Origin of the sequence: Corynebacterium callunae DSM 20147, assembly GCF_000344785.1 — a bacterium.
GTDB classification, from domain to species: Bacteria; Actinomycetota; Actinomycetes; order Mycobacteriales; family Mycobacteriaceae; genus Corynebacterium; species Corynebacterium callunae.
Genome location: NC_020506.1, coordinates 1771740 through 1785097, shown reverse-complemented (window position 1 = coordinate 1785097; position 13358 = coordinate 1771740). Strand labels below are relative to the sequence as shown.

The window sequence follows — 13358 nt, the reverse complement described above, 5'->3', positions numbered from 1 at the left end:
GTAGAGGTGAACGGTGACCACAACACTTTGGGCGGTTGCTGATCTCCATGCAGCGGTAAAAGCTAATGCAGATGCAATAGCGAAGATTCAACCACGAGATCCCTCAGACTGGCTTATTGTGGCTGGAGACGTTGCAGAACGTACCGAATTGGTGTTGGAAGTGTTGGCGCGTCTGCGACGTCGATTTGCCAAGGTTATTTGGGTGCCGGGAAATCATGAATTATTTTCCCGCTCCGCTGATCGTCACCAAGGCCGGGATAAATATACGGAATTAGTAGATGGCTGCCGCAAAATTGATGTCTTAACTCCCGAAGATCCTTATCTCACCTTTGGGGGAGTGACTATTGTGCCTCTCTTTACGCTTTATGATTATTCTTTCCGTCGTCCTGGCTTTACGGTGGAACAAGCCATTCAGGCGGCTAGAGATCGTCAAGTAATGATGACTGATGAATTTTCTATCGCGCCATTTGTGGATATTCGAGCGTGGTGTTGGGATCGATTGGCTTATTCCATCAAACGCCTGAGCAAAACTAATGGGCCAACTATTCTGATTAATCACTGGCCTTTAGTGGTGGAACCTACCCAGCAAATGCGCTGGCAGGAGCTTGCCTTGTGGTGTGGAACGAGGCACACCCGCGGTTGGGCTGAGCGTTATCAAGCACAGGCTGTGATTTATGGGCATTTGCATATGCCTGGTACAACCACCATCAATGGCATTAAGCACATTGAGGTGTCTTTGGGATACCCACGTGAGTGGGAACGATGGGGAAGTGGCCACGTGTGGCCAGTCCCAGTAATGGAGGTGGAAAATGCTGGATGAATCGCTATTCCCAAGTTCAGCACGCTTCTCCTTCATTAAGACTGCTGAAAAAGGCGCAAACCTAGATAATTTCCACCGCCTGCATCCCTTGGAAAAGGCGTTGGTGGCGCACTCGGTGGATATTCGCAAAGCAGAATTTGGCGATGCTCGCTGGTGCGCACACCAGGCACTTTCCCAACTTGGCAGAGATAAAGGCGAACCGATTTTAAGAGGCGAACGGGGAATGCCACTGTGGCCATCTTCAGTTTCGGGATCGCTAACCCACACCGATGGTTTCCGGGCCGCAGTCGTAGCACCACGTTTGCTGGTGCGCTCCATGGGCTTAGATGCAGAACCAGCGGAACCTTTGCCCAAGGACGTGTTGGGATCAATTGCCCGCGTGGGCGAATTGCCACAGCTGAAAAGGCTGGAAGATATGGGCATCGAGTGCGCTGATCGGTTGCTCTTCTGTGCCAAGGAAGCAACCTATAAAGCGTGGTTCCCGCTTACTCATCGCTGGTTAGGCTTTGAGCAAGCAGAAATTGATCTACGCGACGATGGCACTTTTGTGTCTTATTTGTTGGTGCGACCAACGCCAGTGCCGTTTATCTCCGGCAAGTGGGTGTTGCGCGATGGTTATGTTATCGCCACAACAGCCGTTACTTGAAGTGGACCTAAAGGGTATTTGGGCGCGCTACGAACACGGTTGCCAAACGTTTTCCCTTTTCCTCTACCAGCGCAATTGCGTGGCCCGAAGGTGTGACAGCAGCGTGCACACCTTTAAGTCCGCGTGGCTCCAACCACTTGCCCATTGAAAGATCAACACCTTGTTCTTCGGTGATTTCCAAAATTGGGTAGGAACGGGTGAGAGCTTCATCCAATGTGAGGGAGAGGCGGGCGTTTTCTTGCAGATCCGCCAAAGGGATCGCGTCGTCAAGCTTAAAAGGGCCGACCTCTGTGCGCCTTAAGGCGGTCAAGTGACCGCCCACCTGCAATGCTGCGCCGAGGTCGCGGGCTAGCGCGCGGATGTAGGTGCCGGAGGAGCAGTGCACGCGCACGTCCAGATTATAAAATTCACCGTCAACACGGAAATCCAACACCTCAAAAAGGCTAATGGTCACCGGGCGTGCCGGAATATCAACCTCAGCGCCGGCACGTACCAGCTCATGAGCGCGGCGACCGTCGATTTTGATGGCAGAGACTTTGGTGGGCTTTTGCATGATATCGCCGGTCAGATGGCCAATTTCGCGCAGGATTTCCAGGTGATCCAGGCCGCTGGCGTTGGTCTGTGAAATAACCTCGCCCTCAGCGTCATCGGTGGTGGTGGCGGCACCTAGACGAATAGTTGCATCATATGCTTTGGTCGTGGCCACCAGGTGTGCCAAAAAGCGGGTGCCGCGTTCAATTCCGACAACCAAAACGCCGGTGGCCATGGGGTCAAGGGTGCCGGCATGGCCAACTTTGCGGGTGGAAAAAGCGCGACGGAGTTTGGAAACAACGTCATGAGAGGTCATCCCTGCTGGCTTGTCTACAATCACCAGACCGGAAGTTTCGGCTAGAGCATTCATATCAATGAAGTCTATGCCGTAGTCTAAGACGGTGGATATTTGGCGTGGATTAAAGAGCATTCCGGAAGATCTTGCGGGATCCGTGGTGACAATTGGCGTTTTTGATGGTGTGCACCGCGCACATCGCACTCTCATTGAGCAGGCTGCTGCACAAAGTGCAGACCTAGGTGTGCCTTGTGTCATGGTTACTTTTGACCCGCACCCAATTGCAGTCTTTTTGCCAGGTCAAGAGCCTCGGCGTCTAGCAACCCTGGATTATCGCCTCAATTTGGCTGCTGAAAGTGGCATTGATTCAGCTGTCATTATTGATTTCACCAAGGAACTCGCGGGCCTTTCCCCGGAAGATTATTTCACCACTTTGATTGTTGATGGTCTCAAGGCAAAATCGGTGATCGTGGGGGAGAACTTCACCTTTGGTGAGAACGGCTCCGGCAATGTGGACGATATGCGCGCCTTGGGTCAAAAATACGGGGTGGAAATCACCATCGTGCCATTGCTTTTTGATGACTCCTTGAAAATCTGCTCCACTTTGGTCCGTGACTTCCTTGATAAAGGTGAAGTAGAGCGCGCAAACTGGGCCTTGGGCAGGCGTTATGCCGTACGCGGGGAAGTGGTACGTGGTGCTGGGCGTGGTGGCAAGGAATTGGGTTATCCCACCGCCAATCTTTATCTCCCAGATTCCATTGCGCTGCCTGCTGATGGCGTTTATGCAGGCTGGTTTACCATCACCGATGACCGCAGTATTGATGCTGGTATTTCCCGCGATATTGACGGAAATATGGTCCCTGGCGTGCGTTACCCCACCGCAATTTCGGTTGGCACCAACCCCACGTTTGGCGATCAACGTCGCAGTGTTGAGGCCTTCGTGATGGACCATGAAGCAGATCTTTATGGACATCACGTTATGGTGGAATTTGTGGGTCATTTGCGCGACATGGTGAAGTTTAATGGTGTCGAGGAACTCCTCGAGGCTATGGAAAATGACGTCAACAAAGCCCGCGAGATTCTCACCAAAGATAAGGCGCTTCTCGACGCCGCGAGCCAGCCAGCAAACTAGGCCCCACCGGGCCCCGAGCACAAATAAAGGATGAAAAACATGCAGAAAAAAGCCATTTTGGATTTGGATACCGGCATCGATGATGCGTTGGCCTTGGCCTATGCACTTGGCTCTCCAGAATTAGAGGTCATTGGTGTAACCACCACCTATGGCAATGTGCTCTTGGAAACTGGTGCTGCCAATGATCTCGCCCTCCTTGAGCTCTTTGGAGCTCCTGAGGTTCCGGTTTATTTGGGCGAACCACACGCACAAACCAAAGATGGCTTTGAAGTACTAGAAATTTCTGCCTTCATTCACGGCCAAAATGGCATTGGCGAAGTTGAGTTAGCAAAAGCTGCTGCAGCTGCGCAGCCAGGTGCGGTGGATTTCCTCATCTCCTCCGTCAAAGAACATGGCGATGATCTGGTCATTATTGCAACTGGTCCGATGACCAACCTCTCTGCTGCAATTGCCAAGGATGAAACCTTTGCAGACAATGCCCACATCGTCATCATGGGTGGTGCCTTGACTGTGCCAGGCAACGTCAGCCCTTGGGCCGAGGCAAATATTAACCAGGATCCCGATGCCGCCAATGATCTTTTCCGCTCCGGCGCAGAGGTCACCATGATTGGCCTGGACGTCACCCTGCAGACCCTATTGACCAAAAAGCACACTGCACAGTGGCGCGAACTTGGTACCCCAGCAGCAATTGCCCTTGCTGATATGACCGATTACTACATCAAGGCTTATGACACCACCGCGCCTCACCTGGGTGGCTGTGGCTTACACGATCCACTAGCAGTGGGCGTTGCCGTTGATCCAAGCCTGGTTACCTTGTTGCCCATCAATCTCAAGGTTGATGTAGAAGGGGAGACCCGTGGTCGCACTATTGGTGATGAAGTCCGCCTCAATGATCAAGTTCGCACCTCCCGCGCTGCTGTTGCAGTTGATGTTGATCGCTTCCTCAATGAGTTCATGACTCGCATCGGCCGAGTTGCTGCAGCTAACTAGTTTGGTTTAGGTGTCTCTTGCTGTTAAGCTGATCGATGGTTTTGCGACTGCGGTCCGTAGCAGTTGCGAAAAGTACATTCTTTAAGAATGAAAATTTTTCATACGGACTGAAATAACAACAGGAGACACCCCATGGCTCTAACTTCTGAGCAGAAGAAGTCCATCCTTTCCGAGTATGGCCTGCACGAGACCGACACCGGATCCCCAGAGGCACAGATCGCTTTGCTCACCAAGCGCATCAACGATCTGACCGAGCACCTCAAGTTCCACAAGCACGATCACCACTCCCGTCGTGGCCTGCTGCTTCTCGTTGGTCGCCGTCGTGGCCTGCTGAAGTACTTGGCTGACAACAACGTTGATCGTTACCGTGACCTGATCTCTCGCCTCGGCCTGCGTCGCTAGTCTTCGGTTCTTTGACCCGCTTCCTGATTTTTAATCAGCAAGCGGGTTTTTGCATTCTCACTCCGTTTTGCTTGAATAAAATGCTGTTGAAGTTCGAAAAAACTGATACTGGGGAAAATGTCTATTAACTGGTAGAATTCAGGATCGTTCTTGAAACAGAAATTTTCGCGATGACACCGATGATCGTCGAGCAGAACTAATAAGAGGAGAATTACTCGCATATGAGCGAAGTAAAATATTTCGAAGACACCGATTTTGGCCTAATTGAGGCTGTTGCAACTATTGACAACGGTGACTTCGGAACCCGTACCATCCGTTTTGAAACCGGCCAGTTGGCCCGTCAAGCTGATGGTGCAGTTACCACCTACCTCGACGATGAGACGATGCTGCTGGCAACCACCACTGCATCCAATCAACCTCGTGAGGGCTTTGACTTTTTCCCACTAACGGTTGATGTCGAAGAGCGTATGTACGCAGCTGGCCGCATTCCCGGATCATTCTTCCGTCGTGAAGGTCGTCCTTCCACCGAAGCAATCCTGGCTTGCCGCCTGATCGACCGTCCATTGCGCCCAACCTTTGTTAAGGGCCTGCGCAATGAAGTTCAAATTGTTGTCACCGTTTTGTCGATGAATCCTGAGGATTACTACGACGTAGTTGCAGTTAACGGTGCATCTGCCGCAACCCGCATTTCCGGTTTGCCAGTTTCCGGCGCTGTTGGCGCAGTTCGTATGGCTTTGGTTGTTGATGAACAGCACCCAGCCGGCCAGTGGGTGGCTTTCCCAACCCATGAGCAGCACAAGAAGTCCGTTTTTGAGCTCGTCGTAGCCGGCCGTTTGGTCGAGCGTAAGCGCGGCAACAAGACCTTCTCCGACGTTGCCGTCATGATGGTTGAAGCTGGCGCTTCCGAAACCGTTGTGGAGCAGGTCAAGGGTGGTGCACCAGCACCAACCGAGAAGATCGTTTCCGAGGGTCTGGAAGCTGCAAAGCCTTTCATTGATACCCTGTGCCGCGCACAGGAAGGCCTGGCACAGCGCGTAGCCAAGGAAACCAAGGAATTCCCACTGTTCCCTGCATATACCGATGAGGTATTTGCAGCAGTTGAGAAGAAGGCCGCTCAGAAGCTGTCTACCTTGATGACCATCAAGGCAAAGCAGGATCGCGACGAAGCTACCAACGCATACATGGAAGAGATCGAGGCACAGTTGCTGCCTACTTTCGAAGCCAAGTACGCATCTGCAGCTGAGGCTTCCAAGGAAATCCGCGCTGCTTATAACTCCGTCATGAAGGCAATTGTGCGTCGTATGATCCTCACCGATCATTTCCGCATCGATGGCCGTGGCATCACTGATATCCGTGACCTTGGTGTTGAGGTTGAACTCATCCCACGCGCACACGGTTCCTCTCTCTTCGAGCGTGGCGAAACCCAGATCCTTGGTGTCACCACCCTGGACATGCTCAAGATGGAACAGCAAATTGATTCCCTGGCACCAGGCGATTCAAAGCGCTATATGCACCACTACAACTTCCCACCATATTCCACCGGTGAAACCGGTCGTGTGGGCTCACCAAAGCGTCGCGAAATCGGGCACGGTGCACTTGCAGAACGTGCTGTTTTGCCAGTAATTCCTTCCCGCGATGAATTCCCATACGCTATCCGTCAGGTATCTGAGGCTTTGGGATCCAATGGCTCAACCTCCATGGGTTCTGTATGCGCTTCCACCTTGTCTCTGTACAACGCCGGTGTGCCACTGAAGGCTGCTGTTGCAGGTATTGCAATGGGTCTAGTCTCCGGCGAAGTTGATGGCAAGACCGAATATGTCGCCTTGACCGATATCCTGGGCGCTGAAGATGCCTTCGGCGATATGGACTTCAAGGTTGCAGGTACTGCTGAGTTCATTACTGCACTGCAGTTGGACACCAAGCTTGATGGCATCCCATCTAAGGTGCTTTCCGACGCACTGGAGCAGGCTCGCGACGCACGTCTGGCCATCTTGGAAACCATGTCCGAGGTCATTAGCGCTCCAGATGAGATGAGCAAGTTCGCTCCTCGCATCACCACCATTAAGATCCCAGTCTCCAAGATCGGTGAGCTTATTGGACCAAAGGGCAAGAACATCAACGCCCTGACCGAAGAAACCGGTGCAAATATCTCCATCGAAGATGACGGCACCGTCTTCATCTCCGCTGCTAATGGTGAAGCTGCAGAAGCTGCGATTGAAAAGATCAACGGCTTGGCTAACCCACAGCTGCCAAAGGTTGGCGAGCGCTTCTTGGGCACGGTGGTTAAGACCACCGCCTTTGGTGCATTCGTTTCCTTGCTGCCAGGCCGCGACGGCTTGGTTCACATTTCCAAGCTTGGTAATGGCAAGCGTGTTGAGAAGGTTGAGGATGTCGTCAAGGTAGGCGACAAGACCCAGGTTGAAATTGCCGATATCGACAACCGTGGCAAGATCTCTTTGGTTCCTGTTGTTGAAGAGGACTAATTAGAAAACACTAAAAGGTGGCTTCCCTAAATTTGGGAAAGCCACCTTTTGGCGTTGCGGGGCCTAATGCGCAATATCAACAACTACGCGTGTGGGGTTTTCCAACAATGACACTGAGTAGCTGCGTGGCGGACCGCTAACTCCGATCAAAAATTGTGCGCGGCCCTCAAAGATACTGGTTAATTGGACATCCTCAACAATGCCTACGCCGCCAAAAGAGCCATTGGCAACGCTTTCACCAGCTGCATCTCCGGGATAGCCAATGCCTTCGATATTGACATCCAAGAAGTTCTCACCGGAAATATCCACCGGTAATCCGGAGGCTTGTTGGAGTGGATCAGTTGTCCAATCAACCCACCATCCGGGTGAAGAGTTACCTGCAATATCAAAAACAATGCGGGTAAAGGTGTCATGCTCTGCCAGACGAACATCGGTCACTGACAAATCTCCTCCCTCTGGCCTGCGCTGTTTGACAGCTGTATCAGGGGTACCCAAAGGTGGCAGGGCGGTCGTGGCCGAAGGCGGAGTCGAGATAGTCGGGGAGACCGTTGTCGAAGTTGGGGTGTCCACAGGGGAGTTGCTCTCTTGAACACGAGTGGAGGTTACTGGTGCAGCAGTTTCAGTGACGATGACAGGAGAACTACTTGCCGAGGGGCCCGGGGTGGAGGTGGCGCTACAAGCACTGAGAAAAATGGTGGCAGCGCCACAAAATGCGACTAAGGCGAAGACTCGATGTTTCATAACTTAAAACTTAGGGGCGAAAACCATGCTTAGTGCAACTTCGGGCGAAACGATAATCAATTGTTAGATTTCTCCACCTAAGCCAGGAAAAAACGGCGCAGCCGTGCGTCGAAAAGCGGTTTTTAGGGTGGTTTAAATCTTTTGGGGTGGGTGATGTCTAGACTAGAAAGGGTTAGCACAAAGCAAAAGAACCCGTAGGAGAAAAATGGGAATCAAGGTTGGTGTCCTAGGAGCCAAGGGCCGCGTTGGTCAGACAATTGTTACTGCCGTTAATGAAGCAACCGATCTGGAATTGGTAGCTGAGATTAATAGCGGTGATAGCCTAGATGCTCTTGTTGCAGCAGGTGCTGAGGTTGTTGTTGATTTCACCACCCCAAATGCAGTGATGGGCAACCTTGAATTCTGCATCCAAAACGGCATCTCCGCAGTTGTAGGCACCACCGGATTTGATGAGGAGCGCCTAGCACAGGTACGCAGCTGGCTTTCCGAAAAGGATGGCGTGGGCGTGCTCATTGCTCCTAACTTCGCTATTTCTGCCGTATTGACCATGGTTTTTGCTAAGCAAGCAGCACGCTTCTTTGAATCTGCTGAAATTGTGGAACTGCACCATCCTAATAAGCTTGACGCACCTTCAGGTACTGCTATCCACACCGCGCAGGGTATCGCTCAAGCACGTAAAGAGGCTGGAATGGATGCTCAACCGGATGCTACTGAGCAGTCCTTGCCAGGATCTCGTGGAGCCGATGTAGAGGGAATCCCTGTGCATGCTGTTCGTATGTCCGGCATGGTTGCTCATGAAGCGGTGATTTTTGGAACTCAGGGTCAGACCCTCACCATTAAGCAGGATTCCTATGATCGTAATTCCTTCGCCCCAGGCGTGTTGGTCGGTGTGCGTGGCATTGCTGAGCACCCAGGCCTCGTAATCGGTTTGGAAAACTACCTCGGCCTTTAATCGGCCCCTTAGTGGCCACTAGGTCAATAACTGTCAGCGCGGGGCCGCGCCCGATGTGGGGTCCGCGTTTGAATCTTCGGTGGAAGCAGAAAGAGTGAGAAGGACATGGCTGAACAGGTCGAATTAGATGTGGAGCTGATTGCGTGCACCGCATTTACGCCACCGGCAGGAATTGACTGGTCTACCGACGCCGAAGGGCCGGAAGCCCTGGTGGAATTTGCCGGTCGCGCTTGTTATGAAACCTTTGATAAGCCAAATCCTCGGACTGCTTCCAATGCTGCTTATCTACGTCACATTATGGAAGTTGGGCACAGTGCGCTCCTAGAACATGCCAGCGCTACTGTGTATATTCGCGGAATTTCGCGTTCAGCTACTCATGAATTGGTGCGACACCGCCACTTTTCTTTCTCACAACTGTCTCAGCGTTTTGTACACAGCGGGCAACAAGCAGTAGTAGTTCCTGAGGTCATTCAAGAAGACCCGGAGTTGCTGGCACTTTTTATGCAGGCCATGGACGACACTCGATTTGTCTACAATGAGTTGCTCGAAAGCTTAGAAGAAAAGCTGGTGGGGGAGCCAAATGCGCTATTGCGTAAAAAACAAGCCCGTCAAGCTGCACGTGCAGTATTGCCTAATGCGACAGAATCGCGAATTGTGGTTACTGGAAACTTCAGAAGCTGGCGCCATTTTATTGCCATGCGAGCCAGCGAACATACAGACGTTGAAATCCGTTCGGTAGCTGTAGAGTGTTTAAAGAAGCTACAGACAGCAGCTCCCACAGTCTTTGGTGATTTTGAAATTGAAGAACTCGCCGATGGATCACTAATGGCCACCAGTCCATATGTGACAGACTTTTAATTAAATAACTTCTAAAAACCGCGTTGAAGTTTGCTCCACCAGAGCTCTAAAATAGCAGGTCATGGCTAAGATCTGAGATAAAAGCCGGTACTTGGTGGAGTTTGAAAAGATCTTAAAAAATAAACATTTTGAAGTAGACCGCTGCTTTGATGATGTTTGGCACTGCGCTCCTAGTGAATGACTATTGGGTTTCAATTCATTTTTGATTAGAAGCCCAAGGGGCAAATTTAATATCAAGCTAGTACCAGCAGGGACAGCTTGGGATTAAAATTATGTGAAAGAAGTTGCAGATTCGAGGGGTGGTGAAACCCCCGAGGCAAGGAAGAAGGTAACCTTGGTCTCCATGAGCACAGGTTTAACAGCAAAGACCGGAGTAGAGCACTTTGGCACTGTTGGAGTAGCAATGGTTACTCCATTTAAGGAATCAGGCGAGATCGATATCGCCGCCGGCCGCCAGGTAGCAGCACATCTGGTGGACAATGGCATAGATTCCTTAGTTCTTGCGGGCACCACTGGTGAGTCACCCACAACAACTACTGCTGAAAAACTCGAGCTGCTCAAAGCTGTTCGTGAGGAAGTCGGTGATCGCGCAAAGCTCATCGCGGGCGCCGGCACCAACAACACCCGTACTTCTGTGGAATTGGCCAAGGCCTCTGCAGCTGCTGGTGCAGATGGATTACTGGTTGTAACTCCTTATTACTCCAAGCCAAATCAGGAGGGCGTTTACCGGCATTTCCGTGAAGTCGCCCAGGCAACTGATCTGCCCATCTGTCTCTATGACATTCCAGGACGCTCCGGCATTCCTATTGAGTCTGATACGATTAGACGTCTAAGCGAGTTGCCAACGGTTAAAGCCGTTAAGGATGCCAAAGGTGATCTCGTCGCAGCAGCGCCACTGATCCAAGAAACGGGTCTTGCCTGGTATTCAGGCGATGACCCGCTCAACCTCGTTTGGCTGGCATTGGGTGGATCCGGCTTCATTTCCGTTATTGGACATGCAGCCCCCAATGAGTTGCGCGAACTGTACACAAGCTTCGAGGAAGGCGACCTCGCCCGTGCGCGGGAAATAAACGCCAAATTAGCACCACTGGCAGCATCTCAGGCCCGCCTGGGTGGCGTCAGTATGGCAAAAGCTGCTCTGCAATTGCAGGGCATCAACGTAGGAGAGCCACGTCTTCCAATTGTTGCTCCAAATGAGCAGGAACTTGAGTCTCTCCGAGCAAACATGAAAAAAGCTGGAGTTCTATAAATATGAATGAATCCCGAAATCGCGCCCGGAAGGTTACCCGCAAGGCTGGCCCACCAGAGGCTGGTCAGGAAAACACTGTGGAAGCCCCAATTTTCCAGGCTCCCGAAGCACCTGCAGCTCAGGGTACCGAGAAGCAAAACAACGCCGGAAACGACAATCGGGACTCCGCCAAGTCCACTGAGTCCGGTGACTCTGCATCCGCAAATGACAATGCTGCAGAAGGCAACAACAACGGCAACGGTGGCAACAACCGTAACCGCAACACCGCTAATCGTCGTGGTGGCCGCAACCGCCGCGGTGCCGGCGCTGCACAGAACCAAGATGGTGCTGCACGCCAAGAAGGCGGAAACCGCAACAACCAGGGCGGTAATCGCAACAACCAAGGTGGCAACCGCAACAACCAGGGTGGAAACCGTGGTCGTCGCAACGTTGTGAAGTCCATGCAGGGTGCTGATCTGACTCAGCGTCTGCCAGAACCACCAAAGGCACCAGCTGGTGGCCTGCGTATTTACGCACTTGGTGGTATTTCTGAAATCGGCCGTAACATGACCGTTTTTGAGTACAACAACCGTCTGCTCATCGTTGACTGTGGTGTGCTCTTCCCATCTTCCGGCGAGCCAGGCGTGGACTTGATCCTGCCGGACTTCGGCCCAATCGAAGATCACCTGCACCGCGTTGAGGCTTTGGTTGTTACCCACGGCCACGAGGATCACATTGGCGCTATCCCTTGGCTGCTTAAGCTGCGCCACGATATCCCAATCTTGGCTTCTCGCTTCACCTTGGCTCTTATTGCCGCCAAGTGTAAAGAGCACCGTCAGCGTCCAAAGCTGATCGAGGTTAATGAGCAGTCCAACGAAAACCGTGGACCATTCAACATCCGCTTCTGGGCTGTTAACCACTCCATCCCAGATTGCCTGGGCCTTGCAATTAAGACCCCTGCAGGTCTTGTCATCCACACCGGTGACATCAAGCTCGACCAGACTCCTACCGATGGACGTCCAACCGACCTTCCAGCCTTGTCCCGATTTGGTGACGAGGGCGTCGACCTCATGCTGTGCGATTCCACCAACGCCACCACCCCTGGTGTTTCTGGTTCCGAAGCTGAAGTTGGACCGACCTTGAAGCGTCTGATTTCCGAGGCCAAGCAGCGCGTTATTCTCGCTTCCTTCGCTTCCAACGTTTATCGTGTGCAGGCTGCAGTGGATGCAGCAGTTGCAGCCAACCGCAAGGTTGCCTTCAACGGCCGTTCCATGATCCGCAATATGGAAATTGCAGAGAAGCTTGGTTACCTCAAGGCACCTCGTGGCACCATCATCACCATGGATGAGGCGGCTCGTATGGCTCCTCATAAGGTGCTTTTGGTTACCACCGGTACCCAGGGTGAGCCAATGGCTGCACTTTCTCGTATGGCACGTCGTGAACACCGCCAGATCACCGTCCGTGACGGCGACTTGATCATCCTGTCCTCCTCCTTGGTGCCAGGTAACGAAGAAGCTGTGTTCGGTGTTATCAACATGTTGGCTCAGATTGGTGCCACTGTGGTGACCGGTCGCGATGCCAAGGTTCACACCTCTGGCCACGGCTACTCCGGAGAGCTGTTGTTCCTTTACAATGCAGCTCGTCCAAAGAACGCAATGCCAGTGCACGGTGAGTGGCGCCACCTGCGCGCCAACAAGGAATTGGCAATCTCCACCGGTGTTGAGCGCGATAACGTTGTGCTTGCACAAAACGGTGTTGTTGTTGACCTTGTTAATGGTCACGCCAAGGTTGTTGGCCAGATTCCAGTGGGTAACCTCTACGTCGACGGCGTCACCATGGGTGATATCGATGCTGACATTCTGGCTGACCGTACCTCCCTCGGTGAGGGCGGACTTATCTCCATCACTTCCGTGATTGATAACCGCACTGGCCGTTTGCTGGAGCGCCCAACCGTTCAGACCAGTGGCTTCTCAGATGATGCGAAGTCCATGATGTCTGAGGTCACTGAGCTTGCAGAGACCACGATGAATGATCTGGCCGCCGAAGGCGAAAACGATCCTTATCGCATGGTTCAGCAGATGCGCCGCAAGATCTCCCGCTTTGTGGAGCAGAAGTGGAAGCGTCAGCCAGTGATCATGCCGACCGTTATTCCGATGACCTCGGACACCGTAAGCATTGATGACGACGAAGTTCGCGCTTCTAGGGAATCCCTCTAAATCCGCGCTTTTCGACGAAAAGATTTAAGGGCCAGCATCTCAATGGGAGATGCTGGCCCTTTTT

12 protein-coding genes are annotated in these 13358 nt (G+C 52.4%); 10 read left to right on the top strand and 2 right to left on the bottom strand.

The window, feature by feature from the left end:
• Window positions 1-13: 13 nt before the first annotated feature.
• Both H924_RS08445 and H924_RS08440 read left to right on the top strand, forming a co-directional pair.
• Window positions 14-820, top strand: coding sequence for a metallophosphoesterase family protein (locus tag H924_RS08445; RefSeq protein WP_015651539.1), 807 nt, complete (start codon window positions 14-16; stop codon window positions 818-820).
• Window positions 810-1466, top strand: coding sequence for a 4'-phosphopantetheinyl transferase family protein (locus H924_RS08440; RefSeq protein ID WP_015651538.1), 657 nt, complete (start codon window positions 810-812; stop codon window positions 1464-1466). The genes H924_RS08445 and H924_RS08440 overlap by 11 nt, the downstream gene beginning before the upstream one ends.
• A gap of 7 nt (window positions 1467-1473) precedes the next feature.
• On the opposite strand, the gene truB is transcribed toward H924_RS08440, so the two are convergent.
• Complete coding sequence (truB, locus tag H924_RS08435) at window positions 1474-2367, bottom strand: tRNA pseudouridine(55) synthase TruB (protein WP_015651537.1); 894 nt, start codon at window positions 2365-2367, stop codon at window positions 1474-1476.
• 31 nt (window positions 2368-2398) lie between these two features.
• Between truB and H924_RS08430 the strand changes: the two genes are divergently transcribed.
• The 4 genes from H924_RS08430 (at window position 2399) to H924_RS08410 (ending at window position 7299) form a co-directional block, all read left to right on the top strand.
• On the top strand, window positions 2399-3424 hold the full coding sequence (locus tag H924_RS08430; protein ID WP_015651536.1) for a bifunctional riboflavin kinase/FAD synthetase: 1026 nt from the start codon (window positions 2399-2401) through the stop codon (window positions 3422-3424).
• Window positions 3425-3463: 39 nt separating this feature from the next.
• The gene (locus H924_RS08425; RefSeq protein ID WP_015651535.1) at window positions 3464-4414 is read left to right on the top strand and encodes a nucleoside hydrolase; all 951 of its coding nucleotides are present in this window, start codon (window positions 3464-3466) and stop codon (window positions 4412-4414) included.
• Between the two features lie 132 nt (window positions 4415-4546).
• The gene (rpsO, locus tag H924_RS08420; protein ID WP_015651534.1) at window positions 4547-4816 is read left to right on the top strand and encodes a 30S ribosomal protein S15; all 270 of its coding nucleotides are present in this window, start codon (window positions 4547-4549) and stop codon (window positions 4814-4816) included.
• Window positions 4817-5037: 221 nt separating this feature from the next.
• On the top strand, window positions 5038-7299 hold the full coding sequence (locus H924_RS08410) for a polyribonucleotide nucleotidyltransferase (protein ID WP_015651532.1): 2262 nt from the start codon (window positions 5038-5040) through the stop codon (window positions 7297-7299).
• A gap of 63 nt (window positions 7300-7362) precedes the next feature.
• Here the strand turns inward: H924_RS08410 and H924_RS14180 are convergent, their stop codons facing one another.
• Entirely contained in the window at window positions 7363-8040 is a 678-nt protein-coding gene (locus H924_RS14180) for an AMIN-like domain-containing (lipo)protein (protein WP_029703238.1), read from the bottom strand.
• 205 nt (window positions 8041-8245) lie between these two features.
• Here H924_RS14180 and dapB point away from each other — a divergent pair, with 205 nt between their 5' ends.
• From dapB to H924_RS08385, 4 genes are all read left to right on the top strand, one after another.
• A complete protein-coding gene (gene dapB / locus H924_RS08400) occupies window positions 8246-8992 on the top strand; it encodes a 4-hydroxy-tetrahydrodipicolinate reductase (RefSeq protein WP_015651530.1) in 747 nt (248 codons plus the stop codon).
• A 105-nt stretch (window positions 8993-9097) separates the two neighbouring features.
• A complete protein-coding gene (gene thyX / locus H924_RS08395; RefSeq protein WP_015651529.1) occupies window positions 9098-9850 on the top strand; it encodes an FAD-dependent thymidylate synthase in 753 nt (250 codons plus the stop codon).
• Between the two features lie 343 nt (window positions 9851-10193).
• Window positions 10194-11099 (top strand): 4-hydroxy-tetrahydrodipicolinate synthase, encoded by a 906-nt coding sequence (gene dapA / locus H924_RS08390; protein ID WP_015651528.1) that lies wholly within the window; start codon window positions 10194-10196, stop codon window positions 11097-11099.
• Window positions 11100-11101: 2 nt separating this feature from the next.
• Window positions 11102-13294: a ribonuclease J gene (locus H924_RS08385; RefSeq protein WP_015651527.1), complete on the top strand. Its 2193-nt coding sequence runs from the start codon at window positions 11102-11104 to the stop codon at window positions 13292-13294.
• Window positions 13295-13358 lie beyond the last annotated feature (64 nt).